Below are 22466 nucleotides of genomic sequence, written 5' to 3'. Positions count from 1 at the left end.
GTGCATGGCGTCGCGAGGCAGCCGGGAATTTGACGACAGGGCCTAGCCTGGACGCACGATGAACGACCGTATGACGACTGCCTGGGGCGAGCCGGCGCTGGCCCGGTTCCCCGAGGACCCGCGCGACCGGCTGCGTGCCTGGGACGCCTCCGACGAGTACCTGCTGCGACACCTCGCCGAACAGTCCATCGACCTGTCCGGCACGGTCGTGGTCCTCGGGGACCGCTGGGGCGCGCTGGTCACGGCGCTCGCGGCGCACCGGCCGGTGCACATCACGGACTCCTACCTCGGGCAGGAGGCGGCCCGCGCCAACCTCGCCCGCAACGGGGTGGAGACCGGGGCGGTGCGCCTGCTGACCACCCAGGACCCGCCGCCCGGGCGGATCGACGTCCTGCTGGTGCGGGTGCCCAAGAGCCTCGCCCTGCTGGAGGACCAGTTGCTGCGGCTGGCACCCGGGGTGCACGCGGGCACGGTGGTCGTCGGCACCGGCATGGTCAAGGAGATCCACACCTCCACGCTGGCGCTGTTCGAGCGGGTCCTCGGTCCCACCCGGACCTCACTGGCCGAGCGCAAGGCGCGGCTGATCCTGTGCCGTCCGGACCCGGCGCTGGAACGGCCGGCGAACCCGTGGCCGTACGAGTACACGCTGCCCGACGGCGTCGGCGCGGTCTCGGGACGGCCGGTCGTCAACCACGCGGGGGTCTTCTGCGCCGACCGGCTCGACATCGGCACCCGTTTCCTCCTGGAGCACCTGCCGGACGCGCGCGCCGCGCGCCGCGTGGTGGACCTGGGCTGCGGCAACGGTGTGGTGGGGACGGCGGTGGCGCTGGCGCACCCGGGGGCCGAGGTGCTGTTCACGGACGAGTCGTTCCAGGCGGTGGCGTCGGCGGAGGCGACGTACAAGGCGAACGGGGTGCCGGGGCACGCCGAGTTCCGGGTCGGGGACGGCCTGGACGGGGTGCCGGCCGGCAGCGTGGACCTGGTGCTGAACAACCCGCCCTTCCACTCGCACCAGGCGACGACGGACGCGACGGCGTGGCGGATGTTCACCGGGGCGCGGCGGGCGCTGCGCCCCGGTGGCGCGCTGTGGGTGGTCGGCAACCGGCACCTGGGCTATCACGTGAAGCTGCGCCGGCTGTTCGGCAATTGCCGGCTGGTGGCCGGCAACCCGAAGTTCGTGGTGCTGACGGCCGTCAAGAGGTAGCCGCTGCACCCGCCGTGCCGATGCCGTCCGGTGCGGCCTGGGCGACCGGCGTGCCGATCACGCGGATGAGGCGTTCCACCTCCCGCGCCATCGCCTCGCGGCCCACCCCCAGGTACTTGCGGGAGTCGACCGCCTCCGGGTGGGCGGCGAGGAAGTCGCGGATCGCCGCGGTCATGGCGATGTTGAGGGCGGTGCCGACGTTGACCTTGGCGATGCCGCCGGTGACGGCCGCCGTCAGTTCGCCGTCGGGCACGCCGGAGGAGCCGTGCAGGACGAGCGGGACGTCCAGCGCGCCGGCCAGGCTCTTGATGAGGCCGTGGTCGAGGGCGGCGGTGCGCTCCGTCATGGCGTGCGTGTTGCCGATGGCCACGGCCAGGGCGTCGACGCCGGAGTCGGTGACGAACGCGTGCGCCTCGGTGGGGTCGGTACGGGCGCCCGGGGCGTGGGCGTCCAGCGGCGGCCGGCCGTCCTTGCCGCCGACCTGTCCCAGCTCCGCCTCGATCCACAGTCCCCGGGAGTGCGCCCACTCGGCGGCGGCCCGGGTCGCGGCGAGGTTCTCCGCGTAGGGCAGCCGCGCCGCGTCGTACATCACCGAGCCGAAGCCCGCGTCGGCGGCCTGACGCAGCAGGTCGTCGCTCTGCACGTGGTCGAGGTGCAACGCGACGGGGACGGCTGCCTGTTCGGCCGCGGCGACGGCGGCGCGGGCGAGCGGCAGCAGCCGCCCGTAGCGGTACGCGACCGCGTTCTCGCTGACCTGGAGGAGGACGGGTGCGCCGGCCGCCTCGGCGCCCGCGACGACGGCCTCGATGTGTTCCAGGGTGATGATGTTGAACGCGGCGACGGCGGAGCGCGCGGCGGCTGCGCTGCCGACCAGGTCGCCGGTGGCTGCAAGCGGCACGGCGTGTTCCTTTCGGGAAGGGGGCGGAGCAGGCGGTCAGGGGGTGAGGATCACCGAGCGGGTGAGGTGGCGCGGCTGGTCGGGGTCGAGGCCGCGGGAGGCGGCGACGGCCACCGCGAGGCGCTGGGCGCGCACGAGTTCGGCCAGCGGGTCGAGGGTGCCCTGGACCCACAGCGCGCCCGTGCCGCGGACCTGTTCGGCGAGGCCTTCCGGTGCCTGGTCGAGCGCCCAGGTGGCCGTTCCCCGGGTGGTGACGCTGATGGGGCCGTGGCGGTACTCCATCGCCGGGTACGCCTCGGTCCAGGACAGGGAGGCCTCGCGCATCTTGAGGCCGGCCTCGTTGGCGAGGCCCACGGTCCAGCCGCGGCCCAGGAAGGTGAACTGCCTGCAGTCGACGAGTCCTTCGGGCAGGGGCCCGGCCAGCGCGGTGCGGGCGTCGGCGACGACGGCGTCGGTGTGCAGGCCGAGGTGGGCGCGCAGCAGGGTGAGCGCGGTGGTGGCGAACCGGGTCTGCACGACCGAGCGTTCGTCGGCGTAGTCGAGGACGACGACGTCGTCGGCGGCGGACATGACCGGGGTGGCCGGGTCCGCCGTGACGGCGGTGGTGCGGGTGGTGCCCTTCAACCCGTTCAGCAGGTCGAGGACTTCGGTGGTGGTGCCGGACCGGGTCAGGGCGATCACGCGGTCGTAGGCACGGCCGCGGGGGAACTCGGAGGCGGCGAAGGCGTCGGTCTCGCCCTGTCCGGCGCCCTCACGCAGCGCCGCGGCGGACTGCGCCATGAAGTACGAGGTCCCGCAGCCGACGATCGCGACCCGTTCCCCCGGGGCCGGCAGCGCCCGGCCGTGCTCCGCGGCGTCGGCCGCGGCTCGGGTCCAGCACTCCGGCTGGCTGGTCAGCTCGTCCTCGACATGGCTCATGGCACACCCTCCCGGGTCATCTGATTGTTCTTGCAAGATACAGCCCACTTTCGAGCACAATCAAGCATTTCCCTGCGCGTCGGGTGCGCTAAGGTCGCGGAGGACGGACGAACGGAGGCCGCCGATGTCGCGCGACGCCCGCTGGAAGGCACTGCTGGAACTGCTCGTGGAGCACGGCCGCCTGGAGGTCGAGGAGGCGGCGACCCGGCTGGAGGTGTCGGCCGCCACGATCCGGCGGGACTTCGACCAGCTCGCCGAGCAGCAGATGCTCGTCCGCACCCGGGGCGGTGCGGTCGTGCACGGCGTCTCCTACGAGCTGCCGCTGCGCTACAAGACGGCCCGCCGCGCATCGGAGAAGCAGCGCATCGCCCAGGCCGTCGCCGGCCTCGTCGCGCCCGGGGAGGCGGTGGGCCTGACCGGCGGCACCACGACCACGGAGGTGGCGCGCGCCCTGGCGGTGCGCGGCGACCTCGGCTCCGGCTCGCCCGCCCTGACCGTGGTGACGAACGCGCTCAACATCGCCAACGAGCTGGCCGTGCGGCCCCAGTTCAAGATCGTGGTGACCGGCGGGGTCGCGCGCCCGCAGTCGTACGAGCTGATCGGGCCGCTGGCGGACGGCGTGCTCGGGCAGATCACGCTCGACGTGGCGGTCCTCGGGGTGGTCGCCTTCGACGTCGCGCACGGTGCGGCGGCCCACGACGAGGCGGAGGCCGCCATCAACCGGGTGCTGTGCGAGCGCGCCGAGCGCGTCGTCGTGGCCGCGGACTCCAGCAAGCTGGGGCGCCGCGCCTTCGCCCGCATCTGCCCGGCGGAGGCGGTGGACACCCTGGTCACGGACGCGGCGGCGGGCCAGGAGACGGTCCGCAGGTTCGAGGAGGCGGGGGTCCGGGTGGTCACCGTCTGAGTCCGGGGCACGCCGGGGGCTCCGGCCGCCGGAGAGGACCCGGGGCTCCGACACCACCGGGCCGCTCGAAGCCTGCCGGGTGGCCGGGACCGCCGCAGCGATCGGAGCAGGCGGGGCGCCCGGGGTCTCGGGGCGGGCCGAGGTGTCCGGCGTCTTCGCCGGGCGCCGGGACCGGGGCCGGGGCCGGGGCTGGTCAGGTGCGCAGGAAACCCACACCACGGCCGTCGTTGCAGCCCGCCGGAACCGGACGGTCCTCCCCCGCTCCCCCCTGATCGGCCTTGAGCGCGACGCTCATGAGGGACAGGAGGAGATCGACGTCGGCCGAGGCGTCGAGGCGGATCGTCACCCAGGAGGAGCCCGGCACGACGCGGACGGCGGCGAAGCGTCTGAGATCGCCCGACAGCCGGCGTATGGCCCGGTCGGTCAGCTTGAGGTCGACGTCGCGGTCGGAGTGGAAGTGGGCGATCTCCCCGTGCGCCGAGCCGAGCGCCTGCCCGGTGCCACAGCTCGGTACCGCTTCCATCAGGTCGGGCCAGGTGGCCAGTTGGGCGAGAGCGCGCGCGGCGAGCGTCATGGCCCCATCATGGCGCGCTCACCGCACGGCAACCGACACGTGAGGAAGCCTTAACCGATCCGTGTCCAAGACGGGAAGGCCGCCTCACCCGTTCGGGCGAGACCCGCCGGACGGCGCATCGGCGCGGTAGTGGCCGCCCGGCACAGGCCCCACCCTGGTCCCCGGGGGCGACCGCCCCCGGTCCGGTCGCGGAGGAGTGGTGGACGCATGGTGGGCAGTCGGGCGGAGCAGCCGGACCACACGGCGGTACGGGTCGCGCTGTGGCGGGCGTGCACGTGCGGGCCGATCCGCCGCCGCACGTCTTCGAGGACGAGGTGGGCCTGCGCCTGGCGGACCCCGGCGAGAACTGGCGCGCGCGACCGGACATGGACCCGGAGGGGACGCGGGCGTTCCGGGCGGGCATCGTGGCCAGGGCCCGCTTCGTCGAGGACCTGGTCGTGGCGGAGGCCGGGCGGGGCGTCACGCAGTACGTGGTCCTCGGCGCCGGTCTGGACACCTTCGTCCAGCGCCGGCCCGAGGTGGCGGCCGGGATGCGGGTGTTCGAGGTGGACCAGCCGGAGCCGCAGGCGTGGAAGCGGCGGCGCCTGGCCGAACTGGGGCTGGGGGTGCCCGACGGCCTGCGGCTGGTGCCCGTCGACTTCGAGGCGGGCGGCTCCTGGTGGGAGAAACTGGTCGCGGCCGGGTTCGACGCGGCCGGTCCGGCGGTGGTGGCGTGCACGGGGGTGAGCATGTACCTCACGCGGGAGGCGATCACGGGCACGCTGCGCCAGGTGGCGGGACTCGCGCCCGGCTCCACGCTGGCCATGACCTTCATGCAGCCCGCGGAACTCCTGGAGCCGGCGATGCGCGACCTGCTGGAGACCACGACGCGCCGGGCGCGGGCCTCGGGGACGCCGTTCCTCAGCTTCTTCTCCCCGCCGAAGATGCTCTCCCTGGCGCGCGAGGCGGGGTTCGCGCAGGTGCGGCACGTGTCGGCGGAGGACCTGGCGCGGCGCTACTTCACCGGCCGTACGGACGGACTGCGTCCGGCGGCCGCGGAGGAACTGCTGGTGGCCACGGCCTGAGCCCTCGAAGGCGCCCCGGCCTCAGGCCTCCTTCCGCACCGAGCGTCCCGGCTCGTCCTGTCGGGCGCTGGTCGCGCTGGCTCCGTCGTGGGGCTCGTCGTCCTGGCTCTGTCGTAGCGCCGGCCCCACTGGTTCCGCCCGCGCGCAGGCCTCTGATCGCTTCTGGGGGCACACTGGCAGTAAGGGCCGTAGGTCTGGCACGAGGGGGTGTCGAAAGTGACACGTCGTGCGGGAGTGTGGCGGTGGCGATGGCGGCGCAATCCACTCCGCCGGACCAGCGATGTGATCGAGGCGTGGATCCTGCTGGCCGCCTGGGTCCTCGCCCTGGTGGGCGGTCTGGCGGCCGGGCTGCTGACGGTGGGCGCGATGCAGCAGACGGCGGAACGCGCCCGCGCGCAGATCCACCCGGTGACCGCCGTGCTCACCCGGGACGGTCCCGGGGGCAACGACCGGCCGGGAGGCGGCGCCCTGGTGTGGGGGACGGTCCGCTGGACCGAACCCGACGGCGCCGGCCACACGGACCGCACCCGGGTCCCGGCCGCCGCGGCCCCCGGGTCCCGCGTCACCGTCTGGACCAACGGCCACGGCACCCTGACCTCCCCGCCCGCCTCCGCGGCCGACACGGCCTTCCAGTCTGTCCTGGGCGGCCTGTGGGCCGGGACGGCGACCGTCGGTCTCGTCATCGGCACCGCGAAGATCGCGCAGTCCCGTCTGGACCACCACCGCTTCGACCAGTGGGACGACGAATGGGCCCGCATGGACACCCGCTGGGGCCGTATGACGGGCTGACCAGCACCTTGCGGAGAGGCTGACCAGCTCCCCGGAGAGAGGCGGCGCGGCACCCGCACCGCGGCGGGCCGCCGCTCCGGTTCGGCGGGCCCGCTCGACCGGCGGGCCACTCCCGCTGAGCTGTCCGGCGGGGCCACTGCGGTGCGACCGGCCGCTGCGGTGTGACCGGCCGCTGCGGCGAGGGCGTCCCGGCGCGGCCATCACGACGCGGCCGTTCCTGTACTTGCGGCGTTGGGTTGCGGTGCGGCCAGTTGCTGCGGCGGGGGCATTCCGGTGCGGCCCCGGCGGGACGGGCCCGCTCCGGTTCGGCGGGGCCCGCTCGACCGCCGGGCCCGGCCGGGCCGGTCCGCCGCGCGCACCCGCTGACCTGCGCGGAACCGCACCCGGAAACTCCGCACCGTCCCGCCCGGACGAACCGTCCAGCCCCTTGCCCCGCCGCGGACGCCCTTCTAGCCTGACTTTGTGCCGCTAATAAACAAAGTCCGTTCGCACAGTGTCGTGCCGGACCCCTCGCTCGTCCGACTCCGGATCGCCCTCACCGCGTTCTTCGCGCTCGACGGCTTCGTCTTCGCCGGCTGGGTGGTGCGCATCCCGGCCGTCAAGGAGCAGACGCACGCCTCCGCCGGGGCGCTCGGCCTCGCGCTGCTCGGCGTCTCCGCCGGGGCCGTCGTGACGATGACCCTCACCGGACGTCTGTGCCGCCGCTACGGCAGCCACCCCGTCACCGTGGTCTGCGCCGTCCTGCTCTCCCTCAGCGTCGCCCTCCCCCCGCTCACCCACTCCGCCCCGGCGCTCGGCGCCGTCCTCCTGGTGTTCGGTGCCGCCTACGGGGGCATCAACGTGGCGTTCAACAGCGCGGCCGTCGATCTGGTGGCCGCGCTGCGGCGGCCGGTCATGCCCACCTTCCACGCCGCCTTCAGCCTCGGCGGCATGGTCGGGGCGGGCCTGGGCGGCCTGGTGGCCGGACACCTCTCCCCCACCCGCCACCTGCTGTCCCTCACCCTGATCGGCCTGCTCGTCACCGCGGTCGCGGGCCGTACGCTCCTGCGGATCACGCCCCCGGCCCCGTCTCCGTCCCCGTCGGGCCGGGCTCGTCCCGGGGAGCGCGACACGCGCCGGCTGGACGGGCGTACCCGCGTGATGGTCCTCGTCCTCGGTCTCATCGCCCTGTGCACGGCCTACGGCGAGGGGGCCATGGCCGACTGGGGCGCGCTGCACTTCACCCAGGACCTGGCCGCCTCGCCGGGCGTCGCGGCGGTCGGCTACTCCTGCTTCGCGCTCGCGATGACCGTGGGGCGGCTGACCGGGACCACCCTGCTCGAACGGCTCGGCCGCACCCGCACCATCGTGGCAGGCGGCTGCGTCGGGGCCGTCGGCATGCTGCTCGGCTGTCTGGCGCCGACCGTGTGGGCGGCCCTGCTCGGCTTCGCCGTCACCGGGCTCGGGCTCGCGAACCTCTTCCCGGTCGCCGTGGAACGCGCCGGCGCCCTGGCCGGCCCGAGCGGTGTCGCGACCGCCTCCACCCTCGGGTACGGCGGCATGCTCCTGGGGCCTCCGGCCATCGGGTTCATGGCCGAATGGCTCTCCCTGCGGGCCGCGCTCACCAGCGTCGCCGTCCTGGCCGCCGTCGCCGCCGCGATCGGGTTCGCGACCCGGCGGTCGGCGTACGAGTGACACGGGCGGCCGGCCACCGGTCACCGGCCGACGACCGGGGCCGGCCGGCGACCCGCGACCGGCAACGGCCGGCGGCAGGCACCCCGCGACGACCGCCCCCGACCGGTGCGACGCCAGGTCAGGAAGCCGCGTCCATGCCGTCCCCTTCCGCGTAGACCTTGGCGTCGGACGGCGCCGGACGTTCGACGCCGCACACCAGGGCGTCGTTCTCGACGTCCGCGACGATCGTGTCCCCGGGGTCGGCCGAGTCGCTCAGGAGCAGGGAGGCGATGCGGTTGTCCAGTTCGGCCTGGATGGTGCGGCGCAGCGGACGGGCGCCGAACGCGGGCTGGTGCCCGTGGGCCACGAGGAGCTTCTTCGCGGCGTCGGTGACCCGCAGCTCCAGGCCCTGGGCGCGCACGCGCCGCCGGCTGTTGTCCAGCAGCAGGTCGACGATCCGGTTCAGCTCCTGCTCGCCCAGGCCGTGGAAGACGATGATGTCGTCGATGCGGTTGAGGAACTCGGGCAGGAACCGGCCGCGCAGGTCCTCCATCAGCTGGTCCTTGATGGCGGCGACGTCCCCGTGGTGGGCGAGGATCCGCTGGGCGCCGATGTTGGACGTCATGACGACCACGGTGTTGCGGAAGTCGACGGTGCGGCCCTGCGCGTCGGTCAGGCGTCCGTCGTCCAGGACCTGGAGCAGGGTGTTGAAGACGTCCGGGTGGGCCTTCTCGACCTCGTCGAAGAGCAGCACGCTGTAGGGCTGGCGGCGCACCTTCTCGGTGAGCTGGCCGGCCTCCTCGTGGCCGACGTATCCGGGCGGGGCGCCGACGAGCCGGGAGACGGTGTGCTTCTCCTGGAACTCGCTCATGTCGAAGCGGACCATGCGGTTCTCGTCGCCGAAGAGCAGCTCGGCCAGTGCCTTGGCCAGTTCGGTCTTGCCGACGCCGGTGGGGCCGAGGAAGAGGAAGGAACCGACGGGCCGGTTCGGGTCGCCCATGCCGGCCCGGCTGCGGCGTACCGCCTGGGCGACGGCGGTGACGGCCTCGTCCTGTCCCACGACCCGGTCGTGCAGGGCGTCCTCCAGCTTCAGCAGCCGTTCCTTCTCGCTCTCGGTGAGCTGGGCGACGGGGATGCCGGTGCGCCGGGAGAGCACGTCGGCGATGTCGTCGACGGTCACCTCCAGCACGCCCTCGCGACGCTCGGCGACCCCCTCCAGCTCGGTCTCGACCTCGGTGATGCGGTCCTTCAGCTCGGCGGCCCGCTCGAAGTCCTCGGCGGCGACGGCCTGGTCCTTCTCGCGGCGCAGCTTGGCCAGCCGGTCCTCGCGGTCGGCGACCTCGGTGGAGCGCCCCAGGGACCGCAGCCGTACCCGGGCCCCCGCCTGGTCGAGCAGGTCGATGGCCTTGTCGGGCAGGAACCGGTCGCTGACGTAGCGGTCGGAGAGTTCGGCGGCGGCGGCCAGCGCGTCGTCGCTGTAGCGGACCTGGTGGTGGGCCTCGTAGGAGTCGCGCAGGCCCTCCAGGATCTGCACGGTCTCCTCGACGCTCGGCTCCGGCACCATGACGGGCTGGAAGCGGCGTTCCAGGGCGGCGTCCTTCTCGACGTACTTGCGGTACTCGGCGAGCGTGGTGGCGCCGACGACGTGCAGCTCACCGCGGGCGAGGGCCGGTTTGAGGATGTTCCCTGCGTCCATGGAGCCCTCGCCGGTGGCGCCCGCGCCGACGACGGTGTGCAGTTCGTCCAGGAACAGGATCGTCGACTCGGAGGCGGCCTTGACCTCGTCGATGACGTTCTTCAGCCGTTCCTCGAACTGCCCGCGGTACTGGGCCCCGGCGACCAGGCCGGTCAGGTCCAGGGCGACGACCCGTTTGTTCTCCAGGGTCCTCGGCACGTCCCCGGCGACGATCCGCTGCGCCAGCCCCTCCACGATGGCGGTCTTGCCGACGCCCGGCTCCCCGATCAGCACGGGGTTGTTCTTGGAGCGGCGGGAGAGGATCTCGACGGTCTGCTCGATCTCCTGGGCCCGGCCCACCACCGGGTCCAGTTTCCCGGCGCGGGCCTCCTCGGTCAGGTCGCGGCCGTACTGGTCGAGGGTCGGCGTGTCGCTGGGGGTCTCGGTGCCGCCGGACGTGCCCTCGTTGCGGGCCGCCGCCTCGGCGCCGCGCCGCACCTGCTCGGTGTCGATGCCGTGCGCCGCCAGGACCCGGTCGGGCGCCGCGCCCGGTGTGTCCAGCAGGGCTCCGAGGATGTGTTCGGGCCCGATGTACGACACTCCGGCCGCCCGTGAGTGCTCGTAGGCGCGCAGCAGCACCCGCTTGGCCGCCGGGGTCAGGCCCGGCTGCGCGGAGGGCGTGCCGCTCTCCCCGGGCAGCGCCCGGGCGAGGTCCGCGGCGAGCCGTTCGGGGTCGGCGCCGGCCTGGGCGAGCAGGCCGCGGGCGGGCTCCACCTGGGTGCAGGCCCACAGCAGGTGCTGGGTGTCCAGGTCGGAGCTGCCGTCCTCGGCCGCCTTCCCGGTGGCGCGGTTGATCAGGTCCTGCGCCGACTCCGTGAGCAGCCGCCCGATCGGCACCCTCTGCACCTGCGGCGGCGAGGCCCCCGGGGTCATGCCGAAGAAGCGGTTGAGGATCTCGGAGAACGGGTCCGGGCCACCGAACGAGGCGCCGAAGGGGGACATCGTCATGATCGCCGTCCGCAGCGTGGGGAAATGAGTCCTCACCAGCCCAACCCACCGTTCGGCCCACCGCAACGCGGCATACGCCGACCCGGTGTCGTACCGGGCGGCCGGCCCCGGGGGCCGGTCCGGTGTCACGCCGGGAGAACCGCCCCCGTACCGTGCCGTGCCGGAGTGCCGGGGAGGCCGGCCGGGCACGGCGCCGGGGAGACCCGTCCGATGGCCGGACCCCCTGGTGCCGGGGGGAGGCCGGCCGGGCACGGCGCCGGGGGGACCCGTCCGGTGGCCGGACCCCCTCCCCGGGAGCGGGTGCCGTCCGGCACACTTCCCGCCATGAAGACTGCCGAGTTCCTCGAGACCCTGGACCGGGAGGGCCGGTTGCTGGCCGCCGCCGCCGAGCAGGCGGGAACCGGTGCGCCGGTGCCGCCCTGCCCGGGGTGGCGGGTGCGGGACCTGCTGCGGCACACCGGCGTGGTGCACCGGTGGGCCGCCGCCTTCGTCGCGGACGCGCACACCTCGCCGCGGCCCATGGGTGAGCCCCCGCTCCTCGACGGCGCCGCTCTGGTGGACTGGTACCGCGACAGCCACCGCCGTCTCGTGGAGACCCTGGACCGGGCCCCGGACGACGTGGTGTGCTGGACGTTCCACCCGGCACCCCTGCCCTCGCCGTCTCCGCTGGCCTTCTGGACCCGGCGCCAGGCGCACGAGACGGCGGTGCACCGTTTCGACGCCGAGGCGGCACGCGGCGGGACCCCGGCACCGGTCGGCACCCCCTTCGCCGTCGACGGCATCGACGAACTGCTGCGCGGCTTCCACGCCCGCTCCCGCAGCAGGGTCCGCACGTCCCGGCCGCGCGTGCTGCGGGTGCGCGCGGAGGACGTGCCCGGCGGCGCGGGTCCGGCGGACGACGACGCGGTGTGGACCGTACGGCTGTCCGACGGACCGCCGGTCACGGAACGGGGCGGCGGCGCGGACGCCCCCGCCGAAGCCGAACTCTTCGGCCCCGCCGACCAGTTGTACCTGGCGCTGTGGAACCGGGTGCCAGTGCCGCGGGTGACGGGGGACGCCTCGCTGGCCGCCCTGTGGCGGACGACCTCGGGGATCGTCTGACCGGGCGGGGGGACGCCCGCGGGCTCGGCCCGGCCGGCGCGGCCGGACCAGCCCCGACCCGCAGGCCGGGACGACCAGTCGGGCCCGGTCGCGGGCACCGATTTTCACCGTGCTCCGGCTGACATGGGTCTTGGCGGTGAGCGGGCTGCCCACCAGGCGGCCGGCGATCTCCTCGTAGGACAGGCCGATGCCGACCGGCGCCATGACGACCACCTCGACGTCCGCCAGGTCGCGTCGCCGGTGAGACGGCGGGTGACCGCCGGGCCGTCGAGCACGGGCAAGCGGATGTCCGTCGGCGCGGCGGCCCGATCCGCGTACGCGCTGCACGTCCATGCCCGCCACGCCAGGCCCTGCCGTCGCCGGGCGCGTCAGCCCGCCGGTGCGGTCTACCCGTCCTCCCGGGGGAGTACGCCTCCCGCCCGGCCCCGGGACGGCCCTCGGCACGGTGACCGGGGCACGCCGGGAGGGGTCACGCGTCCGGGACCGGCGCGGCGCGCCCTCGGACGGGACGACGTGGGACCGGTCCCCTCGGGCGCGCAGGACCGCACCCCGTCGTCCCCGCGCCCCGCGGTGACGCCGCCCTGCCCTCACACCGTCACGGACCGACCGCGTCCTCCACCGCGTCGGTCTCCGGGGCGGCGGGCGCCGCCTGGCGCCGGTCCATCATGGTCAGGGCGCGCTGGGCCACGGGGTGGTTGCGGACCAGTTCGCCCAGCGTGGTCGAGCCCTGGGTGATGTCCTTGAACGCCTTCCAGGCCGGGCGGAAGCCGGTGAGGGCGGCGTGGAAGAGGCCGGGACGGCGCTCGAAGACCGCGAGCATGCGCTTGCCGACGGCCATCTCGACCCCCAGCCCCGCCTTGACCGCGAACGCGTAGTTCAGTGCCTGGCGCCGGGCGTCCACCGCGTCGTGCGCCTCGGCGATCCGCACCGCCCACTCCCCCGCCAGCCGCCCGGACCTGAGCGCGAAGGAGATGCCCTCGCGCGTCCACGGCTCCAGCATCCCCGCCGCGTCCCCGCACACCAGCACACGGCCGCGCGAGAGCGGGGAGTCGTCGGCGCGGCAGCGCGTCAGGTGCCCGGAGGAGACGCTCGGTTCGAAGCCGGCCAGGCCCAGCCGGGCGATGAAGTCCTCCAGGTACCGCTTGGTGGCGGCGCCTTCGCCGCGGGCCGAGATGACCCCGACCGTCAGCGTGTCGTCCTTGGGGAACACCCAGCCGTAACTGCCCGGCATCGGCCCCCAGTCGATCAGGACGCGCCCGCGCCAGTCGTCGGCGACGGTCTCGGGTACCGGGATCTCCGCCTCCAGGCCGAGGTCCACCTGGTCGAGCTTGACCCCGACGTGGGCCCCTATGCGGCTGGCGCTGCCGTCGGCGCCGACCACGGCGCGGGCGAGGACCGTCTCGCCGCCCTGGAGCACCACGGCGACCGTCCGCCGGTCCGGCACCGCCGAGCCGTGCTGCTCGACCCGGGAGACGGTGGCGCCGGTGCGCAGTTCGGCGCCCGCCTTCTGCGCGTGCTCGACGAGCTGCTGGTCGAACTCGGGCCGGTTGATCAGCCCGAACAGCATCTGCTTGGAGCGGCGGGTGCGGGTGAAGCGGCCGTTGTGGGAGAACGTCACGGCGTGCACCCGGTCCTTGAACGGGAGGTCGAAGCCGGGCGGCAGCGAGTCGCGCGAGGGACCGATGATCCCGCCGCCGCACGTTTTGTACCGCGGCAGTTCCGCTTTCTCCAGCAGCAGCACGCGCCGCCCCGCGACCGCCGCCGCGTAGGCGGCCGAGGCCCCCGCGGGTCCCGCGCCCACCACGACGACGTCCCACACCTGCTGCACGTCGTCCGCCGAAGAGTTCTCGCTGCTCACGATGGTCTACCGCTCCAGATCAACCCGGCTGCCGCTGCTGTCCCTGGCATCCTACGGCGGGTTTCCGCCAGGTCCGCTGTGGGAGGATCGGCAGCGGACGCGCCCCGCGCACGTGGACGCGCCCGCGCTGACACGATCATCCGGAACACAGAAGTGCTCACAGAGCACCGGCAAGGTGCTCAGAGTGCAATGTCGCACCCACAAGGAGCGTGCCCATGTCGTCGCATCCGGTCGCCGAGACCGTCGCCTCCCTCCTGCCCGGGGCCCGGGCGGAACTGGCCGAGCTGGTGGCCTTCAAGTCGGTGGCGGACTTCGACCAGTATCCGAGGAGCGAGAGCGAGGGCGCGGCGAACTGGATCGCCGACGCCCTGCGCGCCGAGGGCTTCACGGACGTGGCCCTGCTCGACACCCCGGACGGCACCCAGTCGGTGTACGGCTACCTGCCCGGCCCCGAGGGCGCCAAGACCGTGCTGCTGTACGCCCACTACGACGTGCAGCCGCCGCTGGACGAGGCCGCTTGGGCGACGCCGCCCTTCGAGCTGACCGAGCGCGACGGCCGCTGGTACGGGCGCGGCGCGGCCGACTGCAAGGGCGGTGTCATCATGCACCTGCTCGCGCTGCGTGCCCTGAAGGCGAACGGCGGCATACCGGTCAGTGTCAAGGTGATCGCGGAGGGCTCGGAGGAGCAGGGCACCGGCGGCCTGGAGCGCTACGCCGAGGAGCACCCGGAGCTGCTGGCGGCCGACACCATCGTGATCGGCGACACCGGCAACTTCCGCGCCGGGCTGCCCACCGTGACCAGCACCCTGCGCGGGATGACCCTGGTCCGCGTCCAGGTCGACACCCTCGAGGGCAACCTGCACTCGGGCCAGTTCGGCGGCGCCGCCCCCGATGCGCTCGCCGCGCTCATCCGCGTCCTGGACTCGCTGCGCGCCGAGGACGGTTCGACGACCGTGGACGGCCTGGCCGCCGACGCGGCGTGGGACGGTCTCGCGTACGAGGAGGAGCAGTTCCGCAAGGACGCGAAGGTGCTGGACGGGGTGGAGCTGATCGGCTCGGGCGCCGTCGCCGACCGTGTCTGGGCCCGTCCGGCCGTCACCGTCCTCGGCATCGACTGCCCGCCCGTCGTCGGCGCCACCCCGTCCGTGCAGGCCGGTGCCCGCGCGCTGGTCAGCCTGCGGGTGCCGCCGGGCGTCGACGCCGGCGAGGCCACCAAGCTGCTCCAGGCCCACCTGGAGGCGCACACGCCGTGGGGTGCCCGGGTGAGCACCGAGCAGATCGGCCAGGGCCAGGCCTTCCGCGCCGACACCACCAGCCCGGCCTACCAGGCGATGGCCGACGCGATGGCGGTCGCCTACCCCGGCGAGGAGCTGCAGTACGCCGGCCAGGGCGGTTCCATCCCGCTGTGCAACACCCTCGCCGCGCTCTACCCGCAGGCGGAGATCCTGCTGATCGGCCTGAGCGAGCCCGAGGCGCAGATCCACGCGGTGAACGAGAGCGTCTCGCCCGAGGAGCTGGAGCGGCTGTCGGTCGCCGAGGCACTGTTCCTGCGCAACTACGCGGGCTGAGCCGGAAGCGTCCGGGAGCGGGACCGCCCGCTCTGCCGACAGCGAAGGACCCTCGCCGCGCGGCGGGGGTCTCTCTACGGTCGTGCCATGGACGTCGTGGAGATCCTCCCCCAACTGCACCTGCTGCGCTTCCCCGTGGGCCAGGCCTACCTGTGGTCCGACGAGGACGGGCTGACGCTCGTCGACGCCGGGCCCAGGGGCGCGGGCGCCCCGATCGCCGATGCGATCAGGTCCCTGGGGCGCGATCCCGCCGAGCTGCGGCGGATCGTGCTCACCCACTTCCACGAGGACCACATGGGCGGGGCGGGCGAACTGTCCGGACCGTACGGCGCCGAGGTTCTGGTGCACCGTCTGGACGCGCCGGTCGTCCGGGGCGAGGCGCCCGCTCCCCCGCCGGTCCACGAGGACTGGGAGCGCCCCCTGCACGCGGCGGCCCTCGCGCAGCTCCCGCAGGGGGAGCCGGTCCGCCCGCCACGGGTCACCGAGCTGTCGGACACCGATGTCCTCGATTTCGGCGGCGGTGCCCGTGTCGTGCCCGCACCGGGCCACACCGACGGCAGCATCGCGCTGCACCTGCCGCGCCACGGCGTCCTGTTCACGGGAGACGCGGTCGCCGCCTCGCCGGTGGACGGCACGGTCATCCTGGGCGTGTTCAATCTCGACCGGGACCGGGCCGTGCGGTCCTTTCGGCGTCTGGCCGCGCTGGACACGGACGTCGCCTGTTTCGGACACGGCGCTCCGGTGACCGGGAGGGCCGGCGAGACGCTGCGGCGCTCGGCGGACGGCTACCGGACGTCCGCCTGACGGACGTCCCGCCGCCCGGCGCGGCTGCCGGGGCGGCGCAGCCGGGCTTCACCGCACCACCGGCACGGGCGTGACGCACCCTGGTCCAGGCCGCCGGCCGCACCGGCGCCTGCCTCGTCTCCGGCCTCTGCGGTCCGCCCGGGCACGGCCCTCAGCCCACCGGCACGCCCGCCTCCAGGTAGACCGCCGCGCCCCGTTCGCGGGCCCGCAGGGCCCAGCGCAGCCGTTCGCAGCGGACCGGTGGCAGCAGCCGGGCGGCCTCGCGTTCGGTGACGAAGCGGCAGTCGCGCAGTTCGGGACCGGGCAGCAGCAGCCGGGCGGCCGCCGAGGAGTCGAGCCGGCCGCCGTCGAAGAGAAGGCGCAGCCCGCCGAAGCCGGGGGGCGCGGGGCGTTCCCAGTCCACGACGAGCAGCCGGGGCACCTCCTCCAGGTGTATCCCGGTCTCCTCGGCGACCTCGCGCATCCCGGCGCGGGCCGGTGCCTCCCCGGGTTCGACGACACCGCCGGGGAACTCCCAGCCGGGCTTGTAGGTGGGGTCGACGAGCAGCACCCGGTCCCGCTCGTCGAAGAGGAGGACACCGGAGGCGACGGTCTCGGCGGTGGGTTCGGGCGTCTGCACGATGTCGCAGGCGGGCACGGCGCCGCTGCCGACGGCGTCGGCTATGCGGACGGCCGTCTCGTAGGGGGTGAGCGCGCTGGTGTCGATGAGGTGGGCGTCGGCGGTGAGCCAGGCGGCCAGCGCGGTGCGGTAGGGCTCGATGTGGTCGTAGGCCCACTGGCGTATCCGCAGGTCGCTGTCGGGAAGGCCGGGCGGGACCTCACGGCCTGCTATCCGCTCACGCAGGATCGTTTCCGCCGGGGCGAGGAGCAGATGCCGCACGCCGATGCGGCGGGCGGCGAGGCCCCCGAAGATCTCGTCGCGGTAGTCCTGGCGGAGCAGGGTCATCGGGACGACGAGGGTGCCGCCCAGTTCGGCGAGCATCGCGGCGGCCGTGTCGATCACCAGTCGCCGCCAGATCGGCAGGTCCTGGAAGTCACCGGCCTCGGCGAGGTGTTTGGGCGGCAGGAGGTGGTGCGTGAGAAGGCCGCCGATGATCTCGGGGTCGAAGAGCGTGCTGTTCGGGATCAGGTCGATCAGTTCCCGTGCGGTGGTGGTCTTTCCCGCACCGAACGTGCCGTTGATCCAGACGACGGTCACTGGTCCCCCTCTTCTTTGGCCCCCTGTGGCTTGCCCGCTCCACCCTGCCACGGAAACCAGCCCCAGATGAGGGCGGCGGCGGACAGGACGGAACCCCGGTGACGGGCCGTCACCGGGGTTCCGTGGCCGTGCCCGCTCCGGCCGCACCGCCCCGGGGCCCGGCCGTGCCGCCCGGCGGCCTCAGCCGTTCTGCCCCAGGGCGTCGTCGTCCACGGCGAGGCTGTCGTGGCTGACGAGGTGGTCCACGGCGCCCACGGTGTCCTTCACGCCCAGGTTCCCGAGCGCATCGTGGTCGGCGGCGTGCGAGGGAGAGACGGCGGCCACGACGAATCCGGTGGCGAGGGAGGCGAGGGCGAGCATGCTGCGCTTCTTCATGCCCTCCCCAACGCCCGGCGGCGCCGTTGGTCACGGCTGCGTGCGCCGGGGCCGTGACGGCGTATCGAACAACCGCTGAACAAGCGTGGCGTTCCCTTCCGACACAGTCCGACAGGTCCTACCGTAAACGCACACGATGACGCGGACATGAAGTCATCCCATCTTTCGGGAGTTCGGAGGAACGTTCACGATGCGTCAGCCGCACACGCGCACCTCCCGTCGAAGAGTCGTCGGAGTACTCACGGCCTCGCTGCTCACCCTCGGGGGCGCGGCCCCCTCGGTCGCCGTGGCCCAGGAGCACCGGACCGCCTCGCCCGCCCGGGCCGAAGGGCTCGCCCTCACCCCGCCGATGGGCTTCAACAACTGGAACTCCACCCACTGCGGGCCGGAGTTCAACGAGTCCATGGTCGAGGGGATCGCCGATCTGTTCGTCGACAAGGGCCTGAAGTCCGCCGGGTACCAGTACGTCAACCTGGACGACTGCTGGGCCCTGCCCGCCCGCGACGCGGACGGCAAGCTGGTCCCCGACCCCGTCCGCTTCCCCCGCGGCATCAAAGCGGTCGCGGACTACGTGCACGCCAAGGGTCTGAAACTGGGCATCTACACCAGCGCGGGCACCAAGACCTGCAGCAGCACCGGCTTCCCGGGCGCGCTCGGTCACGAGTACAGCGACGCCGGGCAGTTCGCCGAGTGGGGCGTCGACTACCTGAAGTACGACAACTGCAACAACCAGGGCGTGGACGCGCGCCAGCGCTACCTCACCATGCGCGACGCCCTGGCGCAGGCCACCGCGAAGACCGGCCGGCCCATCGTCTACAGCATCTGCGAATGGGGCGACAACAAGCCCTGGGAGTGGGCGGCCGGCGTGGGGCAGTTGTGGCGCACGACCCACGACATCCAGGACAAGTGGTCCTCGATGCTGTCGATCCTGAAGAAGAACCTGCCGCTGGCCCCGTACGCCGGCCCCGGCCACTGGAACGACCCCGACATGCTGGAGGTCGGCAACGGCGGCATGACGGACACCGAGTACCGCACCCACTTCTCCATGTGGTCGGTCATGGCCGCGCCGCTCCTCATCGGTTCCGACCTGCGCAAGGCGTCCCCCGAGACGCTCGGCATCCTGGCCAACCGGGACGTCATCGCCGTGGACCAGGACCCGCTGGGCAAGCAGGGCTCCGTGGTCTCCTCGCAGGACGGCCGCTGGGTCGTCGCCAAGGAGATGAAGGACGGCAGCCGCGCGGTCGCCCTGTTCAACGAGACCGGCACCCCGCAGCGCATCGCCACCACCGCCCGGGCCGTCGGTCTGCCGCACGCCGCCGCCTACACCCTGCGCGACCTGTGGCAGCACCGGGACTACAACACGGCGGGCACGATCTCGGCGACGGTCCCCGCCCACGGCACGGTGCTCGTACGCGTCTCGCCCGACCGGCACTGGAGCGAGAACCCGCCCGCGGTCGAACTCGCCACCGACGGCTCGCCGCTGGTGGTGGCGGGCAGGCCCACCACGCTGACGAGCACGGTGACCGACCTCGGCCGCACCTCGGCCCGCGACCTCTCCGTGTCGCTGACCGGCCCCCAGGGCTGGACGGTGCGGGCCCGTTCCTCCGCCCGCGCCCACGCCGTCCCCACCGGGGGCGCCCTGAAGACGCGGTGGACGGTCACGGCCCCGCAGGGGACGCCGACCGGCTCGTACGACCTGACGCTGAGAGCGGGTTACGGCGCCGCGGGCGCGACCACCCGCGCCACCGGCACGCTGACCGTCACGGCGTCGGTGGTCGTACCGCCGCCCTCCGGGACGTCGTACCTCGGTGACCTGCCCTGGATGTCGGCCACCAACGGCTACGGTCCCGTGGAGCGCAACACCAGCAACGGGGAGAGCGCCGCGGGCGACGGCCGCCCGATCACCGTCGGCGGGGTCGTGTACGCCAAGGGGCTCGGCACCCACGCGCCGAGCGAGGTCACGTACTACACCGGCAAGGCCTGCACGAAGGTGACCGCGGACGTCGGCGTCGACGACGAGAAGGGCGCCAAGGGCACCGTCTCCTTCGAGATCTGGGCGGACGGCACCAGGGCCGCCTCGACCGGCGTCCTCACCAACGCCATGCCGGCCCAGCCGATCAGCGCCGACGTCACCGGCGCCGAGGTCGTCCGGCTCGTCGTCACCAACGGCGGCGACAACACCGACTCCGACCACGGCGACTGGGCGAACGCCCGGCTGACGTGCTGAGCCGTTGACGCCGCGCACCAGGCGGTGAAGGGGTGGGGCCGGGCGACGCGTCGCCCGGCCCCACCCCTTCGCTCCCGCGCATCCCCACCCGCGGCCGCGGTCAGACTCCGGCCGCGGCCGCGTCCGTCTGTCCGGTGAGCGCCGCCGCCGCGGCCCCCACCAGCCCCGCGTCCGTGCCCATCTGCGCCGGGACGACCGTCAGGCGCCGGACGAAGGAGAGCGTGGCGTAGTCGGTCAGGGCCCGGCGCAGCGGGTCGAACAGCACGTCCCCCGCCTTGCCCACTCCCCCGCCGATCACCGCGATGTCGATCTCCACCAGGGTCGCCGTCGCCGCGATGCCCGCCGCCAGGGCCCGGGCGGCGCGCTCGAAGGAGGCCACGGCGACCGGGTCGCCCGCGCGGGCCGCGGCGGCCACCGCGGCGGCCGTGTCGTCGCCGTCGGGCCCCGGCCGCCAGCCGTTCTCCAGCGCCCGGCGGGCGATGTTCGGGCCGCTGGCGATGCGCTCCACGCACCCCCGGGACCCGCACGGGCAGGGGTCACCGTCCAGATCGACGCTGATGTGGCCGATGTGGCCGGCGTTGCCCGTCGGGCCCGGGTGCAGCCGGCCGCCGAGGACGAGACCGCCGCCCACTCCGGTGGAGACCACCATGCACAGCGCGTTGTCGTGCCCGCGGGCCGCGCCCTGCCAGTGCTCCGCGGCCGTGATGGCCACGCCGTCCCCGATCAGTTCCACGGGCAGCCCGCCGGCCGCGGCCCGGGCCCGCTCCACCAGCGGGTAGCCGCGCCAGCCCGGTACGTTGACCGGGCTGACCGTGCCGGCGGAGGCGTCCACCGGGCCCGCGCTGCCGATGCCCAGCGCCGTGGCCCTGCCCCACAGCGCCGACGCGCTCAGCTCGCCGAGCACGTCCTCCACGGCCCGCATGACGGTGTCGCCGTCTTCCCTCGCGGGCGTGGCGCGCTGGGCGCGCACCAGGATGCTGCCGTGGCCGTCCACCAGCGCGCCGGCGATCTTGGTGCCGCCGATGTCGAGCGCGGCCACGAGGTCGGTGTGCATCAGAGTCAGATCTCCCCGTCAACCATGAAAGAGCCAAGAGGTGGGCGCAGACCGGCCGCGCGATGGGAGTGCGGGCCGAGTATGCGGTGGACAGTCTCTCGCGGGTATGACAACGTTGTCCAGGCTCTATGCTCGACGCCACATCCTCTTACGCACCCAGGGGCCGACACACCCCCGCCGGACGACAGGACAGGACGCCGCATCGTGCCAGAGACCGCCCGCCGAGAAGACCGCCCCGCCGACCGTGCCACGGACCGCGCGTCCGGGACACGGTACGGCAATCGTCCGACGATGAAGGACGTGGCGGCCCGGGCCGGCGTGGGCCTCAAGACCGTCTCGCGCGTCGTCAACGGCGAGCCCGGCGTCACCTCGGACACCGAGCGGCGCGTCCAGGAGGCCATCGACGCGCTCGGCTTCCGCCGCAACGACAGCGCACGGGTGCTGCGCAAGGGGCGCACGGCGAGCATCGGGCTCGTCCTGGAGGACCTCGCCGACCCGTTCTACGGTCCGCTCAGCCGCGCGGTGGAGGAGGTGGCCCGGGCGCACGGCGCCCTCCTGATCAACGGTTCCAGCGCCGAGGACCCGGACCGTGAGCAGGAGCTGGCCCTGGCGCTGTGCGCGCGGCGGGTGGACGGGCTGGTCATCATCCCGGCCGGCGACGACCACCGGTACCTGGAACCGGAGATCAAGGCGGGCGTGGCGACGGTGTTCGTGGACCGCCCGGCCGGGCGGATCGACGCGGACGTCGTCCTCTCGGACAACTTCGGCGGCGCCCGCGACGGCGTCGCCCACCTGATCGCCCACGGCCACCGCCGGATCGGCTTCATCGGCGACATGCCCCGCATCCACACCGCGGCCGAACGCCTGCGCGGTTACCGGGCGGCGATGGAGGACGCCGGCATAACCGTCCAGGACTCCTGGATGTCGCTGGGCGTCACCGATCCGGAGCGGGTGCGCCGGGCGGCCGAGGAGATGCTGTCCGGGCCGGACCCGGTCACCGCGGTCTTCACGGGCAACAACCGGGTGACGGTCACCGTGATCCGTGTCCTGGCCGGACTGTCCCGGCCGGTCGCGCTCGTCGGCTTCGACGACATCGAACTCGCCGACCTGCTGCAGCCGGGCGTCACCGTGGTCGCCCAGGACGCGGCAGCCCTCGGGCGCACCGCGGCCGAACGGCTCTTCCGTCAGCTGGAGGGCACCCAGCTGGCCCCGGAACGCATCGAGTTGCCGACCCGGCTCGTCCAGCGGGGTTCGGGCGAACTGCCGCCTTCACCCTGACGCTTCCCCCCAGTCCCGGCCGGGCCAAGCCGGGAGACAGGGCCGGCCGGGCCAAGCCGGGAGGCGGAACCGGCCGGGCGAAGCCGGAAGAGGAGCAGGCCGGGCGAGGCCGGGAGGCGAAGCCGGCCGGGCTCTGCCGCCCGGCCGTCACGCGCGGGGTCGGACCTGACGACCGGCGCCCTGGACGACGCGCCCGTCCGTCCGCGTGCCGCTCCGGCAGGTCCACAGGACTCCGGAGCGGCAGAGCGGCAGACAGCCCCGGTCGGTGGGGGCGGCCGGCCACCCCCACCAACGGCGCTCCCCGCCACGGCGGCGA

The 22466-nt window shown here is 74.2% G+C and carries 17 protein-coding genes and 2 pseudogenes; 10 read left to right on the top strand and 9 right to left on the bottom strand.

Going from position 1 to position 22466, the window contains the following annotated elements; translation table 11 throughout:
* Positions 1 to 70 precede the first annotated feature (70 nt).
* Entirely contained in the window at positions 71 to 1204 is a 1134-nt protein-coding gene (locus AC6I72_RS28060) for a methyltransferase (RefSeq protein WP_498003919.1), read from the top strand.
* On the opposite strand, the gene AC6I72_RS28055 is transcribed toward AC6I72_RS28060, so the two are convergent.
* A complete protein-coding gene (locus AC6I72_RS28055) occupies positions 1194 to 2102 on the bottom strand; it encodes a ketose-bisphosphate aldolase (RefSeq protein ID WP_498003918.1) in 909 nt (302 codons plus the stop codon). The two genes, AC6I72_RS28060 and AC6I72_RS28055, sit on opposite strands and share 11 nt — an antisense overlap.
* A gap of 36 nt (positions 2103 to 2138) precedes the next feature.
* Positions 2139 to 3020 (bottom strand): SIS domain-containing protein, encoded by an 882-nt coding sequence (locus AC6I72_RS28050; RefSeq protein WP_498003917.1) that lies wholly within the window; start codon positions 3018 to 3020, stop codon positions 2139 to 2141.
* A 124-nt stretch (positions 3021 to 3144) separates the two neighbouring features.
* Here AC6I72_RS28050 and AC6I72_RS28045 point away from each other — a divergent pair, with 124 nt between their 5' ends.
* Positions 3145 to 3924 (top strand): DeoR/GlpR family DNA-binding transcription regulator, encoded by a 780-nt coding sequence (locus tag AC6I72_RS28045; RefSeq protein WP_498003916.1) that lies wholly within the window; start codon positions 3145 to 3147, stop codon positions 3922 to 3924.
* A 193-nt stretch (positions 3925 to 4117) separates the two neighbouring features.
* Here AC6I72_RS28045 and AC6I72_RS28040 read toward each other — a convergent pair whose 3' ends face one another.
* Positions 4118 to 4498, bottom strand: coding sequence for a luciferase domain-containing protein (locus tag AC6I72_RS28040; RefSeq protein WP_498003915.1), 381 nt, complete (start codon positions 4496 to 4498; stop codon positions 4118 to 4120).
* A gap of 207 nt (positions 4499 to 4705) precedes the next feature.
* On the opposite strand from AC6I72_RS28040, the pseudogene AC6I72_RS28035 reads away from it, so the two are divergent.
* From AC6I72_RS28035 to AC6I72_RS28025, 3 genes and pseudogenes are all read left to right on the top strand, one after another.
* A pseudogene (locus AC6I72_RS28035) lies at positions 4706 to 5562 on the top strand (class I SAM-dependent methyltransferase).
* A gap of 207 nt (positions 5563 to 5769) precedes the next feature.
* Positions 5770 to 6351 carry an Rv1733c family protein gene (locus AC6I72_RS28030; RefSeq protein ID WP_498003914.1) on the top strand — a complete coding sequence of 194 codons (582 nt, stop codon included), beginning with the start codon at positions 5770 to 5772 and terminating at the stop codon, positions 6349 to 6351.
* Positions 6352 to 6849: 498 nt separating this feature from the next.
* Entirely contained in the window at positions 6850 to 8025 is a 1176-nt protein-coding gene (locus AC6I72_RS28025; RefSeq protein ID WP_498003913.1) for an MFS transporter, read from the top strand.
* A gap of 118 nt (positions 8026 to 8143) precedes the next feature.
* On the opposite strand, the gene AC6I72_RS28020 is transcribed toward AC6I72_RS28025, so the two are convergent.
* Entirely contained in the window at positions 8144 to 10687 is a 2544-nt protein-coding gene (locus AC6I72_RS28020) for an ATP-dependent Clp protease ATP-binding subunit (protein ID WP_498004837.1), read from the bottom strand.
* Between the two features lie 324 nt (positions 10688 to 11011).
* On the opposite strand from AC6I72_RS28020, the gene AC6I72_RS28015 reads away from it, so the two are divergent.
* On the top strand, positions 11012 to 11788 hold the full coding sequence (locus tag AC6I72_RS28015) for a maleylpyruvate isomerase family mycothiol-dependent enzyme (RefSeq protein WP_498004836.1): 777 nt from the start codon (positions 11012 to 11014) through the stop codon (positions 11786 to 11788).
* A 39-nt stretch (positions 11789 to 11827) separates the two neighbouring features.
* On the opposite strand, the pseudogene AC6I72_RS28010 reads toward AC6I72_RS28015, so the two are convergent.
* Positions 11828 to 12100, bottom strand: a pseudogene (locus tag AC6I72_RS28010) (DNA-binding response regulator); the annotation flags it as partial.
* A 283-nt stretch (positions 12101 to 12383) separates the two neighbouring features.
* The gene (locus AC6I72_RS28005; protein WP_498003912.1) at positions 12384 to 13646 is read right to left on the bottom strand and encodes a geranylgeranyl reductase family protein; all 1263 of its coding nucleotides are present in this window, start codon (positions 13644 to 13646) and stop codon (positions 12384 to 12386) included.
* 215 nt (positions 13647 to 13861) lie between these two features.
* Between AC6I72_RS28005 and AC6I72_RS28000 the strand changes: the two genes are divergently transcribed.
* Together AC6I72_RS28000 and AC6I72_RS27995 are read left to right on the top strand one after the other, a co-directional pair.
* Positions 13862 to 15214, top strand: a complete 1353-nt coding sequence (locus AC6I72_RS28000; protein WP_498003911.1) for a dipeptidase — start codon at positions 13862 to 13864, stop codon at positions 15212 to 15214.
* Between the two features lie 87 nt (positions 15215 to 15301).
* Positions 15302 to 16018, top strand: coding sequence for an MBL fold metallo-hydrolase (locus AC6I72_RS27995; protein ID WP_498003910.1), 717 nt, complete (start codon positions 15302 to 15304; stop codon positions 16016 to 16018).
* 151 nt (positions 16019 to 16169) lie between these two features.
* Here the strand turns inward: AC6I72_RS27995 and AC6I72_RS27990 are convergent, their stop codons facing one another.
* Both AC6I72_RS27990 and AC6I72_RS27985 read right to left on the bottom strand, forming a co-directional pair.
* Positions 16170 to 17216 carry an NUDIX hydrolase gene (locus AC6I72_RS27990; RefSeq protein WP_498003909.1) on the bottom strand — a complete coding sequence of 349 codons (1047 nt, stop codon included), beginning with the start codon at positions 17214 to 17216 and terminating at the stop codon, positions 16170 to 16172.
* 180 nt (positions 17217 to 17396) lie between these two features.
* Positions 17397 to 17591: a hypothetical protein gene (locus AC6I72_RS27985; RefSeq protein ID WP_498003908.1), complete on the bottom strand. Its 195-nt coding sequence runs from the start codon at positions 17589 to 17591 to the stop codon at positions 17397 to 17399.
* 190 nt (positions 17592 to 17781) lie between these two features.
* On the opposite strand from AC6I72_RS27985, the gene AC6I72_RS27980 reads away from it, so the two are divergent.
* On the top strand, positions 17782 to 19818 hold the full coding sequence (locus AC6I72_RS27980) for an NPCBM/NEW2 domain-containing protein (RefSeq protein ID WP_498003907.1): 2037 nt from the start codon (positions 17782 to 17784) through the stop codon (positions 19816 to 19818).
* Positions 19819 to 19918: 100 nt separating this feature from the next.
* Here the strand turns inward: AC6I72_RS27980 and AC6I72_RS27975 are convergent, their stop codons facing one another.
* Positions 19919 to 20872, bottom strand: a complete 954-nt coding sequence (locus tag AC6I72_RS27975; RefSeq protein ID WP_498003906.1) for an ROK family protein — start codon at positions 20870 to 20872, stop codon at positions 19919 to 19921.
* Between the two features lie 204 nt (positions 20873 to 21076).
* Here AC6I72_RS27975 and AC6I72_RS27970 point away from each other — a divergent pair, with 204 nt between their 5' ends.
* A complete protein-coding gene (locus AC6I72_RS27970; RefSeq protein WP_498003905.1) occupies positions 21077 to 22150 on the top strand; it encodes a LacI family DNA-binding transcriptional regulator in 1074 nt (357 codons plus the stop codon).
* The last annotated feature ends 316 nt before the right edge of the window (positions 22151 to 22466 follow it).

The sequence above is a fragment of the Streptomyces sp. Xyl84 genome (assembly GCF_059731885.1).
Note: the sequence above shows the minus strand (reverse complement) of the source record. Positions and strands in the feature narration are given on the sequence as shown.

Excerpts from the sequence above, each read along its gene's own strand:
- AC6I72_RS28050 (WP_498003917.1), bottom strand. The coding sequence starts at position 3,020 with ATGAGCCATGTCGAGGACGAGCTGACCAGCCAGCCGGAGTGCTGGACC.
- AC6I72_RS28060 (WP_498003919.1), top strand. The coding sequence starts at position 71 with ATGACGACTGCCTGGGGCGAGCCGGCGCTGGCCCGGTTCCCCGAGGAC.
- AC6I72_RS28045 (WP_498003916.1), top strand. The coding sequence starts at position 3,145 with ATGTCGCGCGACGCCCGCTGGAAGGCACTGCTGGAACTGCTCGTGGAG.
- AC6I72_RS28000 (WP_498003911.1), top strand. The coding sequence starts at position 13,862 with ATGTCGTCGCATCCGGTCGCCGAGACCGTCGCCTCCCTCCTGCCCGGG.
- AC6I72_RS28040 (WP_498003915.1), bottom strand. The coding sequence starts at position 4,498 with ATGACGCTCGCCGCGCGCGCTCTCGCCCAACTGGCCACCTGGCCCGAC.
- AC6I72_RS28015 (WP_498004836.1), top strand. The coding sequence starts at position 11,012 with ATGAAGACTGCCGAGTTCCTCGAGACCCTGGACCGGGAGGGCCGGTTG.
- AC6I72_RS28020 (WP_498004837.1), bottom strand. The coding sequence starts at position 10,687 with ATGACGATGTCCCCCTTCGGCGCCTCGTTCGGTGGCCCGGACCCGTTC.
- AC6I72_RS27995 (WP_498003910.1), top strand. The coding sequence starts at position 15,302 with ATGGACGTCGTGGAGATCCTCCCCCAACTGCACCTGCTGCGCTTCCCC.
- AC6I72_RS27975 (WP_498003906.1), bottom strand. The coding sequence starts at position 20,872 with ATGCACACCGACCTCGTGGCCGCGCTCGACATCGGCGGCACCAAGATC.
- AC6I72_RS27980 (WP_498003907.1), top strand. The coding sequence starts at position 17,782 with ATGCGTCAGCCGCACACGCGCACCTCCCGTCGAAGAGTCGTCGGAGTA.
- AC6I72_RS27985 (WP_498003908.1), bottom strand. The coding sequence starts at position 17,591 with ATGAAGAAGCGCAGCATGCTCGCCCTCGCCTCCCTCGCCACCGGATTC.